We start from the raw sequence: 18,897 nt of genomic DNA on the forward strand, positions 1-18,897 counted from the left end.
AGATTGCACTTCTTGTGGCTGGTGATAGAGTGAGTGGGTAAGGGGGTTTTACATGAAGGTATCCAAGTTATTGATCTATGGAGCACTGCTTGCGGCAGCTTCTCAAAGCTCGTTTGCCCAGGTTTTCCGGTGCGATGCTGGGGGTGGCAAAGTCACATTCTCTGACCAGCCTTGCGCAGATGGATCTGCCGGGAAGCAGGTGCAGCGCAAGCGAACCGAGCAGGAAATCATGGATGACCAAATGCGTGCGGACATGGCCAATGAACGCAAGTACCGTGCACGCGCTGCAGAGCAAGGGCAGTTGGCCAGCGATAGGCAAGAAACCCTTATGCGGATGAACCAGCCCGCACCTGCGCCTGCGCCACTTGCGGCAAGCCAGGGATGCAAAGATGCCCAAAAGGACTACGATTTCGTGGCTTCCATACGCACGGGTTCTGATGCTGACCGCAGAATCAGGACCAATGCAGCCATCACCAAAGTGAATGCAGCCTGCGGTTCAAACACACCCCTGCAACAAGAACCAAAGAAGGTCATCATTCATAACCATGCGCCTGTAGGTGGACCAGTTACCTGCAATGGCAACTGGTGCACGGACTCACAAGGTAACGTGAGCCCGCGCATGCGATAGCAACCATTTGAGCAGCATCACGCTGGTACCGGGACACCGTTTCTGACGACATACGCCTTTCCATCCTTCCCATTAAGGCGGGTGCCATCCGGGTATGGGGCAGAATTTCGGTTGGCCCCGGTGTCCACACGCTCTGCCTGCCCGGTGGCCTTGTTGTAGCGGATCACGCTGCCCTCAGTGGTTGACCCATCGGCGTTCTTGGTGGCTGGCGTGACTTGGATTCCCCACTCGCTGGGTTGCTCCTTGCCCTGGATCTCGCGCAGCTGCCGCGCCAACTCGGAACGTTTGGCCGGGTCTTTCTCCGCTTCGTAGCGGGTTTGCAGATTCTCCACCCGCTGCAGGGCGCGGGTCTGGAACCCTGCGGCCGTGCGCTTCAAACCCATTTCTTCACCCGCCAGCGCCGTGCGCCCGGCTTCTCGCGCTGTGGCGCCCTGCTCCTGCATACTGGTGCGCATGGTGGCGCCGTCTTGCTGCATCCCTTCGCGCTGGATACCCGCGTTCTCGCGCATGGCAGTCTGGTCCATGCCGGGTTGGGCCTGCTGCAAGGCGGCATCGGTTTGCAGCGCCGCCTGGTAGGCCGCCACATCGGGCGGCACATAGCCGCGTCCGCCGCGGCTGAAACCGGGTTGGTTGGTGATGCTGCTGGCGCTGACCTCCAGATTGCGCAGGTTGTTGCGCGCGGCCCAGTCGTTGGTGGAGTTGCGCACCACGGGGGCCTGCACGCCGGCTGGCTGCGATCCTGCCGGCTGGAATCCTGCGGGGGTCTGGCGTGCTTGCAGCGCATCGGCGGCTACCATGTTCTGCGCGCTCACAGCGCCGCCGCCCGGGGCCTGGCCGTTCACTGTAATGTCGCCGGAAACATTGGTTCCGGCGTAGCTATTGCCGTTGCGAGTGACGGCGCCGTTTTGTCCTGGTGCTCCAGTAAGGCGCTGGTCATAGGCTGGGTCGTAGCCGACACGCTCTCCAACAAGCCCCTGCTTTTGCGCGTCTGCGACAGACATTCCTACTGGAGAGTTTCGACTGGGTTGCTGCGCTAGTGTGGGCGCTTGCGTCGTACCGGTTGGTGCAGCTGGGCTGGGGTTTTGGGCAGCTGCTGCTGGCACAGGCGCTGGTGCTGGTGCAGTCGCTTCGTTCATACCCAAAAACTGCTTTCCAGCGTCTGCCAGTGCTGGGCCTACTGCCCGCACAGCACCGCCCACAACATCGTCCACCACGGCAGGAACATAGGCCAGGGCTGCGCGCGCAGTCTCCCCGGCTGCGGCCGCGTATCGCCCCTGGTTTGCCAAGTCGCCAATGGCCTTGCCGGATTCATTGAACACCGCACGGGCGCCAGGCATGAACCCTGCCGAAGTAGGCGCAGTTGTGGCAAAAGGTGCCGCGGTACGTGCAGGAGCCTTGTTCTGCACCTGCGATGCAGCCGCGTCTGGTGGCGCTGGCGGCCGGTTCGCTGCCGCCTCCTGCGCGCCTCGCACGTACATGGCCGTCTGGTTGGCCAGGCGCTGCTGTTCCTCATCCTTCACCGTGCCGCCATCGGCAAAGAACTGGTGTGGCGCGAAGCCCTTGTCGGTTGGCGCTTCTTGGCCGGATGCTGGCTGGTGCGTGGCGTTGCGCATCACTGTCAGCACCGCCTCGCCAAGCGCCTGCACCTGCTCGGGTGGCAGCTCAAATTCACCATTGCTCAGGCGAACCGGCGTCTTTTCGCCCTGTTCTTCCATAGCACTGTCATCCACCTCGCCCAGTTCTTCCAGGGCCTCGGGGCCAATGGCCTGGGTGGAGTCAGCGGGCATGATGAAGGTGCCTGGTCGCTTTTCGGTCTGAATGGAATCACTGGTGCCGGTGCCAGGCCCACGGATCAGGCCGCCTGGCTTGAACCCGCGCGGCACCAAGCCGCCATCCTTCAGCCCGAGTTCCTTCTCGCGGCGCTGCATGGCGCTCATGCCCGCGTAGTCGGAGACTGCTTTTCCCTCGGCCGGGGCTGCTGGCTGTGCTGGTTTGGCGCGAGCTGCCACGCGGGCTGCGGCCTCCCGGTTGCGTTCCTGCACCTTGGCGTCTGCCGCCAGCATTTCCTCTGGCGTGCGCTTGCGCATCCCCAGCATGCCAGTGAGTGAATGGACAATGCCGCCATCGGCAAGGTTCTGCACGGGTTTACCCTGTGCGTGTCGTGGTTTGAAGCCGTACATGGCACACCCTTTGAATCGCGTTCGTGCAATTCTTCCGGGGTGGTCCTGTGGCGGCAAACCAGACTGGGGGGCGCTACTATATAGACTGCACTGGCGAGACCGCGCCAGATACGTCGCCGCCGTAGCTGTAGCCCACACTCATGGACGCGCTGCCGCTGATGCCAGCACTGGTGTGCATCATCCCGTATGCAGATGATGTGAGCTGTGCGTACACCTGGGTTCCGGCTTTTGCGGCGTCAAGGCGGGCGTTGTTGACCTGGATCGCTGCGTCGTTGTTGATCCTGGCTGCCTGCAGCGCCACCGAGGTCCCCGCCTCGTACTGCTTCATGTTGGCCGTCCATATCTGAGTGTTCATCTCCGCCTTGGCCTGTATCGCAGCGGTCTCCGCCCGGAACTTGTCCAGCAGCGCACCCGACTGTTTACCTAGCGCCTCGATGCGGGTGCTCTCGGCCGATATGCGGGCTTGGTAACCGCTCCACTCCCCAGCCTTCGCCTGCGCAAGCGCACTGTATCGCGCCACCAGCGCCCGGGACTTCTCGGCCTGGGCGTTTACCCTGGCCGAATATACCTCTGCCTTGGTCTTGTATATCTCGACCTTGGTCGCTTCCGCGTTCACCCCCGCTTTGTACGCTTCAACCTTCGATGTCTCTGCGTTCACCTGTGCGACGAATGCTCGGATCTGTTCTCCTGCTGCACCGATCTTCGCCTGCTCAAGCTGCACCAGCGTATTCGCTGCGCCGACCTGGGCTTTGTATATCTCTACCTGCGCCATGCCCGCCTCGACCTCGGCCTTATATTGCTGCACCAGCGCCTGGTTGACATCCGCCTTGGCCTGTTCGCCCTGGAGCTGCGCTTTGTAGACCTCGACTTTGGCGAGCTGTGCATCGATGATGGTCTTGTAGACGCTGGCGTATGCCTCATAGGCCTGCAGCAGTGCCTTGAACTGATCCAGCGCAGCGTTGTGCACCTGGATCGCGTTGTCGGCCACGAGCTTCGCGGACTCGAAAGTGAGTTGCTCCATCTTGTAGCTGTAGTCGATGAGCTGGCTCTCAAGCTGCATCCCTTGGGCGATGGTCTGCTTGAGGTTCTCCTGCTCCATCTCGGCCTGCTTGATCGCCACATCACGCGACAGGCCGGAGAGCTTGTCGTAGTAGTTCTGCTGGGCTTCGCGCAGTTGCGCAGCCAGAACACCTGGCGGGAGCTGGAAGCCCATGGCCTCCGACGCCCGCATGACCTCTGCCTCGTTGGCCAGCGCCGTCTTCGTCTCGCGGCTGCGGGCGCGGTCCCAGATGGCTTGCTCGACCGCTACCGGGAGGCCGGTACCCCCTTCGAGGCGCAGAGTAAGGCTGGACTTGATCCCATCCAGCAGGGCGGATGCGTACTCAGCGCCCCTGGTGTAGCTGTACGGCGTCGGTGCAAGCAGTGACAGCGTAGGTACATCGCCCAGGCCGTCCAGCCAATCCTCCCGCAGGTCTATGGAAGGGGTCGTAATCGTGGAAAGCCCAAGGTACGTCGGGGCGGTGGGGGTAGCGATTGTTGGCGCGTTCGGGACGGCCACCTCCCCGATGGTTGGGATCGCAGGGATGGCACCGTAGCTGACGGTGACGCGCTCTGGCATCACAAGCTCGTCCATCGTGTCAGTGAACTCGGGCAGCTCGATCTCCGGGATGTCTTCCGTGAGCGGGTTCGGCGTGGTCCCCAAGTTCGCCTCGTTGAACTCGATGGCTGGCATATCCGGCGCATCAGGCAGTGCGTCGAGTGTGATTTCTCCGGGCGTCACCCACTCCACCGACACAGTGGGCGCGGTGTAGAAGGCGTTGGCGAGTTTGTCGGTGAATGTCGTCAACTTGCTCTCCGCCGCCGACGCATAGGTCTGCGCCAGGCTGAAAGTCGAGTTGACAAGTTCTGCTGCGGATGCCATGACTAAATCCTCCGGGTGGTCGATGGGTATGACAGTACCTCGATGCGGTCGAGGGCAAAGTCGTCGCCGTCTGGGTTCTGGAACGTGAATGCGAGATAGTTTTCGCGGATGCCCCGCCCAGTGACGGCGCGGGACACGCCGGATGGCCGCACTGGGAACAGGTAGGAGAAGGACATGTCTGCCGTCGGGCAGTGCACCGTGAGCTTGCCGGTGCCGGTACCACGCATGGCGAAGTACACCGCAGCGACGAACTTCTTCAGGGTGCTCCCCCAGTGCTTTGTGCCGGTGGTCACCGTGGCGACGATGGGGCGCCCTGCGTCAGTGCTGCCGCCCAGCGCATAGAGCCCGGTCGCGTCGCCCGCATGACAAGGCGCGATGGACTGGAATGCCCAGTCGTACTCCGTGACGGCGCCCGTGAGGGTGTTCATTACGATGGTGTTGCTCATGACGTCATACCGAGTAAAGTTTGACTTCTCTGTCGTAGGGGTCTGATGGTTTCTCCATGCCATCCTTGGCCGGAAGATCGTCAGTCCACATATACAGTTCGCCGTCCCGCATCTCGATGCGGAACTTCTTGTTTGCAATGTCGTCGCCGAGTTGTGGCATGTAGAACCACATTGGCCTCGGTTCGCCAAGCGGCGGCTGGGAGCCGCCCTCTGGGGCGTCACACTTGGTTTCGGAGAGCAGCCATAGCGCGTCAGGGAAGTCCGATAACTTGAAGCTCCTGGCGTACAGCATGCCCTTGGTCATCTTCCGTGTCGGTATCTCCTCACCATCGGCCGTGATGTAAGAGAACTCGACCCCCGTCTTGCTCCAGATGGTTTTCTTCGGGTCCGGGTCGTCGTTGATCCACCTGTCTTGGCTTACGAGATGTGGGTTGACGCCTTGGTGTACCGGGATATTCTTGAGTTGTGAGATGACCCGCTCATCCGGTAGGATTTTGGGTGGTAGCCAGAAGACCATTGGGCGCTCGTCTGCGAGGGGGGAGGGCCAGTAGTAAGGGTTGATCCGCTTGAAATCCTCGAATTCGTAAGGTTTCCGGATGCTCGTATCTTCTGCGAGCAGCTTGGACACCGTCGTTTCGCCCCACTTGGCCTCGAAGAATATCTTCGCACGGTACGTCGGCTTACCTACCGGGCTCTGCCAGCCGAGGTACATGTCCTGGTTCTCTTTCCACTCCGCCCCGCTGCACTCGACTTCCACCCTGATCGCGGCGAAAAACTGTCCTCTGTGGTCGTAGTCGATGATGTACCGGGAGATGAACTTGTACGACCCGGTAGTGTTGGGCCGCTCTTCGTTCGTGTCAGTGATGGGTACAGGCGTCCCCAATGCCTCGCTCCCGTACCCGTGGGCGACCCCGGTCGCCCATTCGGCGTAGTCGATCATGTAGGTCGGCTTGATGTCGTTCGCTTGGTACCATTCGATGTAACCCCAAGGATTACCAGGCCCCCAATCCACGGCAGGGTCTTGGGCTATGGCCAGTAAGTAGGTCGCGGGGGCAAACACGAAACGCCCGAATTTATATTTTGTGGAAGTGTGGACGTGCCCTCTAAGTTCCCCGGCGACGTCCCCCTCGAACAGGTTGACATCGGGCCACACTTCGAGCGTGCCTTTCAGTTTGAGCGTCGGCTCGCCTGTCCTGCCATAGTTCGAGTCGATTCTGCCAAGGTCGTTCTGTCTGAACCCGAACGTGTCCTGGGCCGCAGGGTTCGTGTAGTACGCGCCAGCGGACCCAGCGCGCCAATACACGTCGTCCTCGTATGCGACCTTGTTTTCCAGATTCAGGTATTCGATACCTTGCGACGCACCTACCGCAAGCACTGCGTTTAGATAGCTCTCCTGCAGCCCCGTCTGGTAAATCTCCCTCCATGCGCTGTCGTACTCCACTATGTTCATCGGTCTCTCTTCGCGGGTCATTCCGGTGACCCAACTCTGCGTGCCGTTACCACCGCCCGCAGCACCAGGTTTCGTCGGCGACCAACTGAAATAGCTCAAATCTTGCGAGGGTTCCTCTCCGAGGGTGTTGTAGAACTCATCTCTTATGGTTCTTTCCGCCCTCAACGGCGTACGGAATCCGCAGACTTTCCTGGTGGGGGAACCCTGGACGGTCGCGGCTTCATAGGTCGCTTCGGATGCGGACGGCAGGCTCATGCGGCGGTACACTGCGTTCCAGAAAACGAACTGACAGATGTTCGCCGTCACGGAGAGGATCGCTCCTCGCATGGCCTGTAGGGCGACCCCGTCGCCGTCCCCTGCAGCCGCGCCGCACAGGACCTCCACGCTGTCTGATCCATCCAGCAGGATGTTCGGTTCGGGTTCGAGCACGGCGACGACTTTCCCTGACGCGCTGAGTATCTTTGTGTCAGAGACGATGTGCGCAGGGCCATGATGGAACCCGTTGAGATGCTCCATCTCGCCGACAAAACCCGTCACGTCGGGGTTGACTGGGAACACGTAGGTCCCACCGACTCCGACGCCCGCGTGCGGTGCCCAGTCCCAGACTATCTTCCCGCCGTCGGCACGCACGAGCGGCTCTATGAGGAAGCCGTCCTTGTCATATTCGTGCACGGCGTTGTAGCTTGTGATCCCGCTCTTCGCCTGCGGCACAGTCATGTCGAGAAACGTCTTTTTTTCAGAACGCTCGAACTGTTTTGCGTAGAACTTCGGGTCGTTCCAGGTCGAGACGGCGACGAAGCCATGCGGGATTTCAGTATCCTCGCCATCTTCTTTAGGAGCCCACACAAACACCCTGTCGCGCCCCCAGGCTGATTCCATACGCACGCGGGTACCGTCCTCCAGGATGCGCTCTGAAACGCAATACTCTGTGACCGACACGTTCCTGGACATGCGATACAGGTGGTATGCGTGCTGCACCATCGCTGAACGGCTGGGCGTGAGCGCCCCCTTGCGCAGGACGAGCGGCGTCGGCGCCATCCCTTGCACGGGGTCGCCGCTGAACGTGATCCAGTGCGGGTTGTTCACCTGGCTCATTGAGGCACCGCGATGTATTGGGGTATGCCGTCCACCATGCGGGCCGTGGCGGCGACTTCGCCTACGCCCGTCATGTACCTCCCTTCAGTCATGCGGGATACACCGCCGTCGCTGAACCCGGCGACGATCCCACCACCGGCGATGCAGAGCATTGCTGCCCCCTGCCCCACGCTCTGGCCGCGTTGCACCAATTCGCCGCGCACGGCCACGCCAGAGCCCAGCACCGTGGGGCCGTCCACGACACACCCATATGCCAACTTGTCGAACTCGGTTCCAGCCAGGAATGCAAGCTCTTTCTCTGTACCGACAAAAATGCCGCCATCCACTGGCTGGATGAGGGTGATGGGGGCCGAGAACTGCTTGAAGTCCCGGCGCAAGTCAAAGCTCTCCCATGCGTTCGTGCGTGACGCCCAGAGCAAACTCCCTTGGGCGACAAGAACCCTCCCGCGCCAGAATGCCGTGACGGTCCCGATCGGGGCTGGGCGGAAGTGGTCCGTGCGGCAGGGGAGCACCAGGGCGTCGTTCTTCCCGAGATAGCTGAAGGCCTCGCCGGTGGTGCTGCCAGCGAGGTAGGCATGTTCTCCGTTCGCGCCCGTCAAGTACACGTTGATCTTGTGTCCCTCCAGCGCAGGGAGGTCTGTCAGAAGTACGCCGCCGTCAGGCACGGCAGTCGGGTTGGAGTACGCAGGACCTCCCTCCAGCCCGTCGGAGAGGCGTACATAGGTGAGCTGGTACTGGTAGTCCCCTGGGTGGAGATCGCCCGACACTGGTGTGAGTCCCCCTATGAACTCTGGCACAGGGATTCCGAACGAGGTGATTGATGCCCCGTCCGTAATCCCGTTGATGAGGCCGTTGCTGAACGTGGTGCGCCCGTCCGGCAGATTGCAGTACCAGACCCTCGACACACCGAGCGCCGGGTGCAGGCTTGTTGCCGTATCACCGACGATGGAAACAAGTTCGCCCCCATCACGCGTCGCCAGGAGGAAGCCATCGCCCTGGTGGACGTTTTTGTGGCACCCGTCGGCGCGCAGCGTGAACCCTGCGCGTCTCCGCACTTCGCCGGTCAGACCGACGTCTATGTTTACCGCCGCCGCCAAGGCCCCGTCTGCAAGCCGCTCGGGCGGGAGGACGTTGTTAATCCCGGAAAAATTCTCGAATTTCAGCACTCTGTCCCCCGTACAAGTGATGGCCGCCCGAACCGCGTACCTGGTGTGGCACGTAGCGCACGGTAGGTGCAGTGCGCCGATGTGGCCCCGAAACGGCCGTGCTGTATACCAGACGCCAGCGCGCTGAACCCATACCGCACAGAGCCCACGCCGAACTGCGTGCGCAGCGTTCCTTGCGCCGCGCACGCTCTCCCACCCACGACCGCACCGAACTGAGTGGCCCGGACGGCCTTCGCTTCTCCGGACGTGCCTGAGCGGGGGAGGCCTGCCGCCGTGCCTGGCACCGCGCCAACTGCGAGCAGCCCGACGTTGGCCCCGGGCAGGCCGAACCTTGCCACCACGCCGAACATCGCTGTGGAGGCCGTCGGCACCCCGAACACGGTGTGCCTCGTGCTGAATGCGCGCACGCTCTGTGCTTCACCCGTCGATGGAGAGCCGAACGCAACCGGTTTGAATCCTGCTGCTTGCACCACCCAGTTGACTTCCAGCTCGACCACCTCCGCCGCGAATGCCCTCCCGAATCTTGTGTGGGGCGCACCCGTCGCGTCCAGTACCACGTCCTGCTGGATGTATGGGGTGCCGAACCTCGTGGCCGGTGCTGGCCCTAGGTGCCTCCACGACTGAATGATCTGCGAGTCACCGAAGACCGTGTGGATCGCGCCCGTCGCAAACAGTGGTGTGTCAGGCCCGCCGAAGGCTGTCGAACTCCACCCTTCCGCGAGCAACGGGATGGTGCCGATACCGAACGAAGTGAATGGGCTGCTCGGTAGCTGCGCACCGACGGCCCCAGGTGCGCCGAATGAGGTACCTGAGAACCCGAGGGCGCGCTGGAAATTCCCCCCCAAGGCGGTACCGAAGTTGGCGGCGGGACTAAAGCCTACGGCGTTCGGTGCGTTGGACGGCGAACCGAACGCCGTGTGGTTCCAGCTTGCAACGTAGCCGCTGCCTTGGACCCACGTCGCATCTGCTGCAGACTGCGCCGGGCGCGTGTAGGCCGCTGCGCCAAGCCAGGTGGCATCTGCTGCTGATGCGGATGGGCGGGTGTAGCTCATGCGAGCACGACCCTGTCGATCAGGTCGTTGTAGAGATCGCCCGCATCGTCATCGAGCACGATGCGCTGCACCTCGCCGGTGTAGGCCGTGGTAATGCCGTAGGAGCCTACGGGGGTGGCGTCTGCAGGTAGGCGGTCGTAATGCGGGGCGGCGGGCGGGGTGAAGTTGGCGGTGTAGCGGGACACACCCTTGGTCACTCTGATGTCGTCAAGATGCCCATAAAAATCGGCATTTCCGCCGGCATCTCGGCCGATGCGCAGGGCCCTTGCGCTGCCCATGTCGCTGCCTTTAACGTCCGAGCGCGTAGCGACTCCGCCCACGTACATCGTCAAGACACCGGCCGCACGGCAGTACGCCACATGTGTCCACGTATCCATGGGTATATATTCGGTAGCGCTGATCCTTGCGCTGTTGTCCCACCAGGCCAGGTAGCCCGTAGCGCTGATGTAGCCCACCATAGCCGAAGCATCAGTTCCCGTTACCCGCAGATCAAAAATCGCACAATCGGCGTTTTTTCGCCTAACCCACGCCTCCAGCGCAAAGTCGCCTGTGCCAAAGCCAAAGTCACTGTTGCTAGCAAAAAACAGCTCATCATCCGAGCCATCGAACTGGCTGCTAGCTCCACCAAATTGGCTCTGTGCAGTGCTGATCTTCACCCCACCGATCACAGTAGCCGTCTTCGGGCGCGGGCTGCTGTCAACAAATGTGGTGCTGCCATCCGCACCATCGAAGTGCAGCAGCAGCGACACATTGGCATAGTGTGGGTCGCCCGCAACGGGAAGCCCATCGCTTGTGACTGCAGACCCCAGCAGCGCCCCCGTGTCCCTGCGGTACGTCCGCACAATGCGTCCCGCTGCCGGGGCGCCTACGCTGTCGTATACCGTGCCGCTGATCGTTGGCATGCGTCACCCGCCACTTCAGAGGCTGAAGATCTTGTACGCGCCGTTGTCCCAGCGGACAGTGACGTCGCCGCCGTTCGTTGCAAGGGGGAACCCGGTGATCGTGTCAATGAACGCAAGGAGCGGTGACGTGGCCTCGGCGCCGGTGTCTTTGTAGAGCACGACGCACTTCGCGGTGTAACCGGCCGTAACCGCGGACCAAGTCACGTCGTCGGCGTCGAGTGCGCCGCCGGTCACAGTCTTCGCGGCCAGTGTCTGCGGCGTGCCCAGCACGCCCGCACTGATCGTCGTGTAGAACTCGTCTGTTGCCAGGTTCTGCGTGTATGTGCTCTTCACCAATGCGACCTTGATCGTGTCGGAGGTGAAGTTGATGGCGCCGGAGAGGATTTTCTCCTTGCCCTTCGTGTAGAGTGCGTTGGCCATGGTGTTTCCTCAGTGGTGCAATGAGTCGATGCGCCAATGATTCCACCCCACCCCGCTGCGCTCAAACCGAACAGGGGGGGTGGTCATCAGGCCATGAACGATATGTTCGTCTGCACCTCGTCGTGGCGCGTCGAGCGGCGCAAATCCGCGTCAGGGCGCGGTCCGAAGTAGTCGGTAAAGGCAGCTTCTGCCAATGCAGCACGGTCTTTGTCGATGGCCTCGGAGTCTGGCTTGCTGAAAGCTCTATGCAGTGCCCAGTGCACCAAGTGGCGGTGGTGGGCCTCGTGGATTTCTGGCTTGTCGTTGTCGTTGACCAGCGCCTTGAGCGGCAGGCGGTAAGCCTCCAGACGCAGAGTGCCGTTGACCGATGGAACAGGCACCAGGCGCAACCGGGTGTCGGTCTGGATGGCGCTGCAGGGAACACCTGCGGGCTCGTTGCGCCAGCCGTTGCGGTCACGGTCCAGCTTTTCGCGGGATGTCAGGTACACCGGCTGAACGTAGCCAACCTCCGGGATGAAATCCATCACAGCGATTTCGTACAGCTTCGGGTGCAGCGCATAGGACGAAACGCCCGCAGTCACTGGGATCTGCGTCAAGGCTGTGGTGTAGTCATCCATCAGCAGGCGGCCACGGATAGCCGCCTCGTCCTGCGCCTCTGTCAACCATGCGGCGATCCATTCCGCGTCCCAGAAATGGGGTTCGGTCAGGTCGTCCGCGTCCACTCGAAATTGCTGAATAAGCTGCTCCAGGTTCATCGCTTAGCCCACCATGCCGAACTGGTCCACAAAACCGCGCACTTGGTCGCGCAGCTCGCCCAACTTCTTGGACTTGTCCAGCTCCTGGCGGTAGTTGTTGCGCGCGAACTCGATCAGCGCGTCCTTGGGCATGTGCGCAATCGTCACGTACATGTCCTGCAGCTGGTTTTCCTTGGCAGCTGCTTCCTGCTGCTCCAAAGCGGCCTTCTCCAGTGCCTCGCGGGTGCCGTCATCGGTCAATACGGGCTCAGTGACTGGCGCTTGCGGTGCATCTTCGGCCCCAGCCTGGGCGAACTGGTCCGCATGGCGCAGGAACTTGCGGGCCACGTCAACCGGCAGCGCGCGGGTTTGCCCCTGCGTGAAGGTCAAGCCAGTGCCAAACAGGTGGTCGCGGAAGGATTCGCGGCGGCCGATGTACTGCACGGGCACGGTGTTGGTTTCGGTCATGGGGTGGTGCTCCAGTCGATGGGGAGGGAGGAAAGGCCCGATTTCAAATCGGACCTTTCACCCGGTGCGCTTACTTGGCGCCGGTCAGCTCGCCAATGACGAACAGATCCACACGGGCAGCCTTGGCGTTGGCCGCGCCACCCGTGGTGAGAATCAGGTTCGCAGCCTTGGGCAGCGTGACTGGGGCCTTGGTGGTGGCCAGGCGGTACACACCAGCGGTGTTGATCGCCACGGCAGCGCCAAAGTAGGAGGCGTCCTGGGGCACAGTGGTGTCGTCCACGCCATCGGCGTATTCAAAGCCGATATTGGCCGTCACGGCGGCAGTGAAGCCCACCGATACGCGCGCCAGGAAGTCCTGCAGGCACATGCCTGCAGGCAGCTCACCCAGCACCACCTTGTCGCCGCTGGCAATGGCAGCGGTGGAGTTGGCATTGGTGGCAGCGCCCGTGGCGCTGGTTTCCAGCTTGAAAGGCAGGGTCGTGAGGTTGCCGAAGGGCGAGGCGCCGCCGAACTGGCGTGCGCGGAACTGGTTGATTTTGATGGTGGCCATGATGGGCTCCTGAATGGGTTGAACCGATTGGGCATGAAGGCAGGGCCGGTGTTACCCGGCCCTACACATCAGTTGCGCGCGCCGATGATCGGCACGGCGGTGTCAATCACCGTGGCGCCGTAGTCGGTGATCTGCTTGCCGTTGCCGTGGTCGATCTCGTAGCGGATCTTGGAGACGCCGCGAATGGCGCCCAGCAGCAGCTCCACCTTGTCGCCGTGGTCCAGTTCCTTCTCGCTCCAGAAGAACGGCAGGCTGGAATCCTTGTGCGCGGCCATGGCCTCGGCCACAGCCTGGCCACCCAGCAGGATGGCGCGGTCCACGGCAAAGTTGGTGCCGAAGGATGCGGGCACGATGCAAGAGCTTTCCGTTTCGGTTTCAAAGTCGGCGCAATACTTGATCGTGTCGCCAGCGTAGAAGCGGATAGGCTTGTGCATCTTCACGATCAAGATGCCGTTCCACAGGCCCGCCTCGCCCAAGAACAGGGGGTGATTGCCCGCCTGGCCTGCACGCGCCATGGCCGAAGCCTGGAACGAGCGGAAATTGGGGTCCGTGGCGAAGCCGCTGTACTGTGCAGGGCTGACCAGCAGCACGCGCAGGGGCGAATCTGTAGCCGCCTTGTCACCCTCAAAAATCACGGGTGGGGGAGGCAGAGCGATTTGCTCCATGTAGGTGCGGATGCCGTCCACCGTGTCCATCTTGAACAGGTCGGTAGTGGTCAAGTCCACTTCCCCAGCAGCCACCGTGAAGGGCTTCACACCATTGCCACCGTCTGCGATGAAGTGGCGGTTCTTGGTGGGGGCCTTCACGGTGTTGACCATGATTTCAGCGAAATCTGGGTCAGCATCGGTAGGAACAACCCACTCGATGTTGTTGTGATAGCCGCGTGCACCGGCCATGTGGACGTGCAAGGTCTGGTCCACGTACTTGTCCATCAGCGCCTGAGCCACGGGGCGACCCAGCTGGCGGAAGTCGTAGGGGCTGCGGATCTGCGTCATCACGTCGCCCAGGTCTACGGGGAAACGTGCCTGGTTGACGCGCAGGCGGTCCTCGGACAGCTTCATGCCCACGCCACGGCCTTCTGCGTACTTGGAGCCCATGATGGGCTTGGCACCCACAGGGTTCAGCAGGTGAAAATTCACCTCGTCGCCACGGCCCTTACCCAAGTCTTGGGCGCGCACGATTGGCATGTGCGCGGTGGTCTGCTTGCGCAGGGTTGCGGTTGCGCCGCTGGTACCCTTGGGCATAGCGCCGGTCAGGCGTGCCATCTGGGTGTTGCGGGTGTTGTGGGTGGCAAACAAGCCAGCAGCCTGCTGAACCAGCGCCACGGGATCGCCATAGCGCATTTGCGTTTTCGTGGTCATGTGGACCTCCTTCAATGGGACGGGGGCTGCGCCTCACGGCGTGGCCCGGACCAGACTTACATCTGGCGACTCAAATAAAGATCGCGCTGGGCCTGGGGCATGGCCTCCAGTGCCTCTGCGAGATCAGCAGGTGACAAGGCATCCAGCGCCTCCATACGGCTCGATGCGCCTGCACGGCCACCCGGAAAGTCCGAGAGGCTGGCGGGCACGGCGGGCTGCGCGGCTGCAATGGCTGCCTTGGCGGCGGCTTTCGGGTCCACGCTGTGCGCGGGCGCGGCGGCTGCCTGAGTTGCCCCGGTTTCCTTCTTGAACGCGCTGAAAAGCTCAATCACCTGCGCTGCGGTGCCCTGCCCTTGCGGGTCGAGTACGGCGCGGTAGGCGTCACGCACAAAGCTGGGTTTGCTGTTGATCCAGCTGTCCAGCTCCTGGCTCTCCGCCACCGAATCCGCATCGGGATGGGCCTGGTAGATCGCCGCGTAGTGCTTTTCCGATTCGCTGAGTTGTTGCTGCTCCTTGAGGGGAGCAATCTCTTGCCGCAGTTCGACAAAGCCCTGCTTGATCAGCGTGGCAATGCCCTTGGCCATGGCACCCTCGGAAAAGTCCCCGAAGATGGCAGGGTCCACATCGCCGGTTTCCAGCGCCTTCACCACAAGGGCAGAAGCGTTGTCGGCGGCGGTTGGAGCGACACCCGCTGCGGCGCGCTGGTCGGCCTGGGCACGCAAAGCGGCCAGTTCGGCTTGCGCAGCCTGGGCGGCTGCCCGTGCGGCTTGCTCAGCTTGGCGGGCTTCCTCCAGCTTGGAGTACGGGATGGTGTGTTTGCCATCCTTGGCCAGAATCACGGTGTTGGCCGGGTCTGGTTGCACGTCCGAAGGTGTAGGGGTTGCCTCGCCTGCGTTCTTGGAAGGTTCCAGCTCGGCTGCCTGGTCGGTGCTGGCCGCTGCGTCTGCGGGTGCAGCGCTGGGCACGCTGCTTGTGTCCGGCAACTTGGTGCCGGTATCGCCCTCTACCAGTTCCAGGAACTGGGCCGCTTGTTCAGGGGTCATCACGCCGTCTTGCGCGTGCTGTTGGAGAAACTCTGTTTGTTGAGTTGTGGTCATGTCTGTCCCACCACATATCGCCGTGGCCGCAAGGGTTCAGAGCATTCGGGTGAGGCAGACCAGGGACTTGCCCCGGCCCGCAGCGCCCTCCAGCTACGGGAATGCCACCCTTCACAGGGTTGCGTGTCGCCCGGCGCTTCACAGCGGGGGGCTTGAGACTGGAATGTGCCGGTTGCTGGTGCTCAGGTGAAACCGGACAGGGGGGATAAGGGCTTAGAGCCCTGCCAGCTTGGTGCGTAGCTCGTAGCCCAACATAGGCCACAGCTGGTCGATTGCCTTCTGGCGGGCCATGCGGCGGCCCATGTCGGCATCGAAGTTTTCGGGCGATACCGGCCCTTCGTTGACGCCAAATAGCTTGGTGCCGTTGCGCGTAATCAGCAGGCAGCACGTCACCAAGTGCAATGGCGAAGTCGGCTCCTGTGCGTCCGCAAACATCGGCACGTTGTCGCTGATGCAAGCGCCCAGCACGCCATCGGCAGCAGTGAAATAGTATTCACGGGCGATAGCGGCCTCAATGTCCGCAGGCGTCACACGCGGCGCGGTCAGGCCCTTGGCCTGAATTTCCTGCTCAATGGTTTCGTCGGTGTTGCTCATGTAAACCTCGGTGTTCATGGGTGGGATGGGGGAAATTGCGCCGGTCATTGGCAAGCCTCGCAAGCGGTATCACCCGACAGGTCACATGCCTTCCCCAGCGGGAAATCGTCGTCCACCTGTGCGGGGAGAAACGCCGCGACGCGTTCTGCCAACACCGTGGCAAGCTCGGTCATCACGTCCTCTTGGTGCATAAGTCGGTGACGCTCGGCGTCATCAAGTTGGCGGAATGGGCCCTTGGCATCACCGATGAACGCCCGCAGCTTGCGCAGGCGCTCCAGGCATTCGGCGTGCTCGTCCACCACGCGCTGCTGGTGTGGCGCCAAACCGGGCACGGTCTTGACTTCCTTGTAGCTGCGCTCAAAAACATCCTTGGGGGACCAGGAGATATAGCCTGCATGGCGGGAGTCGTTGCCACGCCCGCCGTCCACGTACTCCACCAGGTAGCCCTCCTCGGCTGGGTTCTCATCGGCTGGCACTTCCCAGCCGCGATAGGAGTTGTAGTCGCCGCGATTCATGGGTTTGGCGTGCACGCGCTTGGTGCCTTCGTAGAGGGTGGTGGTCATACTGCGGGTTCTCCTTGCAGGTTGTCGGTGGTAGCGGGCGTCTCAATGCCAGCCATGGGGGATGCGCCGTCATCCGGCACGGGTGGGAAAGCGGGGGATGTGTTGGCGTTGACCTGTGGCGCCACGCCTGGCGGCAGCGGTGGCACGCCAGCGGTGGGAAAGTTCGGGTCGTCGCTGCGCTCGGGGCGCACGTAGCCCGCGCCCTGCATGATGGCGTCGGCCACGGGGGCAATCTGGGGCATCTGCGCCACCTGGGAGCCCGCTTGCATGGCGCTGAATGCCGCCTGCACGCCGGTCTGCACTGCCTGGGCCATGATCTGCTTGATCTGCGCCTCGCTCACGCGCTCCTTCATGTCCAGTTCGCGCGATTTGAGGTCGTGGCCAGCCTTCATCAGCGCCTGCTCCACGGCCTCCTTGATGCGCTGCTCCACCGCCTCGGGCGTTTCCTGCTGGCCAGCCGCACGAATGGCCTCCACCACGGCGCGCTTGAAAGGCACGTCCATGAGGCTGACCATGAACGGTGTGATGGCTGCCTGGTAGTTTGGCGGCAGGGATTTGACCGTCTCGCCCATGGTCTTGAGCTGCTGCGCGCGGTACGTGGTGCTGCTGGGCACTTCTTCCAGGCCCACCTTGAGCATGGTTCGGCTCAAGTCGTTGGACAGGTACTGCAGGCCGGTAGCCGGGTCCACCTCGGGCTTGTTCAGCTCGATCACCCGGTCCTCTGTCACACCGTCCTGGCCCTCGATGGTCACAGTGCGGTGCTTGGTACCCCAATCAGCAATGATGAGCGCCATCAGGATCTCGCCCACCCGTGCGCGGGCTGAACGAAAGTTCGCCATCAGCGTGCCCAGGCTCTGGTTGGTCTGCTCCACCTGCGTTTGCTCTTGGACGCCGCTGGTGGCGGTACCGCTCTTGCCCTGGAAACCGCTGGTGATGACGCTCACGCGCTCGATGGCCAGGCGCGCATCCTGCAGCAGCTTGAACTGCTGGTCGTTGAGCTGGAAATCGCGGTGCACCTTGAACACGGCACCGGGCTGGGCCATGTGGTCGGCATCCAAAACAATGTCGGCATCGGGCCGGGCAATCTGCTGGCGGAATTGGGCGTCGCTCATGGCCACGGCGCCCTTGGTGCGCTCGGTTCGCACCACACTCATGCCCCAACGCAGCTTGGCTGTGCCACTGTTCACGCTGTCCTGCTGGTAGATCATGCTGCGGGCATAGCCATAGGGCACGCCAGTGCGGTCCTCGCGGAATGCCACAAACGGCACATAGGGGAAAAAGCGGTGGCTGTACGGGCTCGGGCCATCGTGCAGCTTGTGCGGGCCCAGCCAGTAGGACATACGCATGCGCGCAATCGTGGCCACCGTCACCTTGCTGGCGCCCGTGGTCACGGCGTAGAGGTGGGCGGGGTTGCTTTCGTCAAACTCCACCACCCGGCCGTCCGGGCTGGTCAGCACGGGCACCTGCTCCCAGCGCCGGTACCAAAGCTCGGTCAGGCACAGCTCGCGGCGCGTGGAGTCGTACCAGCGCGATTCCTCCACCGTCCAGCCGCGCGCCTCGTTCCATGCGTTCTGCAGCCCAGTGGATGACCCGCCATCGAGCGCCTGCATCACGGTGGTATCGCCCCACCACTGTGAACCATGGCGGCCGCACATGCGAATCACGTCCTTGTACTTGGGGAAGGCGGCAATGATGCGCTCGGGACGCAGCCAGCGGGAGCGGCGCAGCCAGCGGGATTTCTCCAACAAGGGATCTTCGGCGTTGCCTTGCATGTCCCAGTGGATCTCATTGCGGTGCACGGGTGCGCAGCGGTAGGGGTACTGAAAAGGGTCGCTCTGCTTGCTCACCTCTACCCAGCCAATGCCCACTGCAGCCTGGGTGCGGAAGGCATCGCCGCAGGCTTGGTCGGCGCGGCTGGCCTTCTCGGCCTGGTTGAGCTCATAGCCCAGGGCGTCGGCCACGTCTTGCCCGCTCGGGCCGGAATCGGGCGACACACGCCAGTCGGTGCGCGTACTGGCCTCGTAGCCCGTCAGGGCGCGCAACGCGGGGCCCATCAAGTCCTCCACGGCAGGGGGGATGCCCACGGCGGCCTGCTTTTGCAGCAGCTCGCTGTTGAGCTGGTTCCCGTCCACGTAGTCCATTTCCTTGTCGGCGTTCGTGCGCCAGGGTGCCTGTTCCTCGATCTCGCTCAGGATCTCGATGTACTCTGGCAGAGTCATTTCCACAGGGAAATCCTCGGGGTCGGTGCGGTCGGTGTTGGTCATCATGGT

Annotated in this window: 16 protein-coding genes; 1 reads left to right on the plus strand and 15 read right to left on the minus strand. The window is 62.5% G+C overall.

Annotation, left to right across the window (positions count from 1 at the left end):
• Window positions 1-52: 52 nt before the first annotated feature.
• A complete protein-coding gene (locus tag IHV84_RS02610; RefSeq protein WP_198845682.1) occupies window positions 53-628 on the plus strand; it encodes a DUF4124 domain-containing protein in 576 nt (191 codons plus the stop codon).
• A 17-nt stretch (window positions 629-645) separates the two neighbouring features.
• On the opposite strand, the gene IHV84_RS02615 is transcribed toward IHV84_RS02610, so the two are convergent.
• From IHV84_RS02615 to IHV84_RS02685, 15 genes are all read right to left on the minus strand, one after another.
• Complete coding sequence (locus tag IHV84_RS02615) at window positions 646-2,769, minus strand: hypothetical protein (RefSeq protein WP_198845683.1); 2,124 nt, start codon at window positions 2,767-2,769, stop codon at window positions 646-648.
• 115 nt (window positions 2,770-2,884) lie between these two features.
• Window positions 2,885-4,729 carry a hypothetical protein gene (locus IHV84_RS02620; protein ID WP_198845684.1) on the minus strand — a complete coding sequence of 615 codons (1,845 nt, stop codon included), beginning with the start codon at window positions 4,727-4,729 and terminating at the stop codon, window positions 2,885-2,887.
• A 2-nt stretch (window positions 4,730-4,731) separates the two neighbouring features.
• Window positions 4,732-5,175, minus strand: a complete 444-nt coding sequence (locus IHV84_RS02625; protein ID WP_198845685.1) for a hypothetical protein — start codon at window positions 5,173-5,175, stop codon at window positions 4,732-4,734.
• A 4-nt stretch (window positions 5,176-5,179) separates the two neighbouring features.
• Window positions 5,180-7,720: a hypothetical protein gene (locus IHV84_RS02630; protein WP_198845686.1), complete on the minus strand. Its 2,541-nt coding sequence runs from the start codon at window positions 7,718-7,720 to the stop codon at window positions 5,180-5,182.
• The gene (locus IHV84_RS02635) at window positions 7,717-8,886 is read right to left on the minus strand and encodes a hypothetical protein (protein ID WP_198845687.1); all 1,170 of its coding nucleotides are present in this window, start codon (window positions 8,884-8,886) and stop codon (window positions 7,717-7,719) included. Before IHV84_RS02635 ends, IHV84_RS02630 begins: the two co-directional genes overlap by 4 nt.
• Before the next feature lie 1,048 nt (window positions 8,887-9,934).
• Window positions 9,935-10,840, minus strand: a complete 906-nt coding sequence (locus IHV84_RS02640) for a LamG domain-containing protein (RefSeq protein ID WP_198845688.1) — start codon at window positions 10,838-10,840, stop codon at window positions 9,935-9,937.
• 15 nt (window positions 10,841-10,855) lie between these two features.
• On the minus strand, window positions 10,856-11,260 hold the full coding sequence (locus tag IHV84_RS02645; protein WP_198845689.1) for a hypothetical protein: 405 nt from the start codon (window positions 11,258-11,260) through the stop codon (window positions 10,856-10,858).
• Window positions 11,261-11,346: 86 nt separating this feature from the next.
• Window positions 11,347-11,982, minus strand: a complete 636-nt coding sequence (locus IHV84_RS02650; protein ID WP_370541165.1) for a DUF6682 family protein — start codon at window positions 11,980-11,982, stop codon at window positions 11,347-11,349.
• A 36-nt stretch (window positions 11,983-12,018) separates the two neighbouring features.
• The gene (locus tag IHV84_RS02655; protein WP_198845691.1) at window positions 12,019-12,462 is read right to left on the minus strand and encodes a hypothetical protein; all 444 of its coding nucleotides are present in this window, start codon (window positions 12,460-12,462) and stop codon (window positions 12,019-12,021) included.
• A 70-nt stretch (window positions 12,463-12,532) separates the two neighbouring features.
• On the minus strand, window positions 12,533-13,012 hold the full coding sequence (locus IHV84_RS02660) for a hypothetical protein (RefSeq protein WP_198845692.1): 480 nt from the start codon (window positions 13,010-13,012) through the stop codon (window positions 12,533-12,535).
• A gap of 68 nt (window positions 13,013-13,080) precedes the next feature.
• Complete coding sequence (locus IHV84_RS02665; RefSeq protein ID WP_198845693.1) at window positions 13,081-14,373, minus strand: DUF4043 family protein; 1,293 nt, start codon at window positions 14,371-14,373, stop codon at window positions 13,081-13,083.
• A 56-nt stretch (window positions 14,374-14,429) separates the two neighbouring features.
• A complete protein-coding gene (locus IHV84_RS02670) occupies window positions 14,430-15,470 on the minus strand; it encodes a hypothetical protein (protein WP_198845694.1) in 1,041 nt (346 codons plus the stop codon).
• A gap of 213 nt (window positions 15,471-15,683) precedes the next feature.
• The gene (locus IHV84_RS02675; RefSeq protein ID WP_198845695.1) at window positions 15,684-16,082 is read right to left on the minus strand and encodes a Gp49 family protein; all 399 of its coding nucleotides are present in this window, start codon (window positions 16,080-16,082) and stop codon (window positions 15,684-15,686) included.
• Window positions 16,083-16,108: 26 nt separating this feature from the next.
• Window positions 16,109-16,627 (minus strand): hypothetical protein, encoded by a 519-nt coding sequence (locus IHV84_RS02680; protein ID WP_198845696.1) that lies wholly within the window; start codon window positions 16,625-16,627, stop codon window positions 16,109-16,111.
• Window positions 16,624-18,894, minus strand: coding sequence for a hypothetical protein (locus IHV84_RS02685; RefSeq protein WP_198845697.1), 2,271 nt, complete (start codon window positions 18,892-18,894; stop codon window positions 16,624-16,626). Before IHV84_RS02685 ends, IHV84_RS02680 begins: the two co-directional genes overlap by 4 nt.
• Window positions 18,895-18,897 lie beyond the last annotated feature (3 nt).

The organism is Acidovorax sp. IB03, assembly GCF_016406015.1.
GTDB classification, from domain to species: Bacteria; Pseudomonadota; Gammaproteobacteria; order Burkholderiales; family Burkholderiaceae_C; genus Acidovorax; species Acidovorax temperans.

Coding starts and splice junctions, on each gene's coding strand:
- IHV84_RS02610 (WP_198845682.1), top strand. CDS start 53: ATGAAGGTATCCAAGTTATTGATCTATGGAGCACTGCTTGCGGCAGCT.
- IHV84_RS02620 (WP_198845684.1), bottom strand. CDS start 4,729: ATGGCATCCGCAGCAGAACTTGTCAACTCGACTTTCAGCCTGGCGCAG.
- IHV84_RS02625 (WP_198845685.1), bottom strand. CDS start 5,175: ATGAGCAACACCATCGTAATGAACACCCTCACGGGCGCCGTCACGGAG.
- IHV84_RS02630 (WP_198845686.1), bottom strand. CDS start 7,720: ATGAGCCAGGTGAACAACCCGCACTGGATCACGTTCAGCGGCGACCCC.
- IHV84_RS02640 (WP_198845688.1), bottom strand. CDS start 10,840: ATGCCAACGATCAGCGGCACGGTATACGACAGCGTAGGCGCCCCGGCA.
- IHV84_RS02645 (WP_198845689.1), bottom strand. CDS start 11,260: ATGGCCAACGCACTCTACACGAAGGGCAAGGAGAAAATCCTCTCCGGC.
- IHV84_RS02655 (WP_198845691.1), bottom strand. CDS start 12,462: ATGACCGAAACCAACACCGTGCCCGTGCAGTACATCGGCCGCCGCGAA.
- IHV84_RS02660 (WP_198845692.1), bottom strand. CDS start 13,012: ATGGCCACCATCAAAATCAACCAGTTCCGCGCACGCCAGTTCGGCGGC.
- IHV84_RS02665 (WP_198845693.1), bottom strand. CDS start 14,373: ATGACCACGAAAACGCAAATGCGCTATGGCGATCCCGTGGCGCTGGTT.
- IHV84_RS02670 (WP_198845694.1), bottom strand. CDS start 15,470: ATGACCACAACTCAACAAACAGAGTTTCTCCAACAGCACGCGCAAGAC.
- IHV84_RS02675 (WP_198845695.1), bottom strand. CDS start 16,082: ATGAACACCGAGGTTTACATGAGCAACACCGACGAAACCATTGAGCAG.
- IHV84_RS02680 (WP_198845696.1), bottom strand. CDS start 16,627: ATGACCACCACCCTCTACGAAGGCACCAAGCGCGTGCACGCCAAACCC.
- IHV84_RS02685 (WP_198845697.1), bottom strand. CDS start 18,894: ATGATGACCAACACCGACCGCACCGACCCCGAGGATTTCCCTGTGGAA.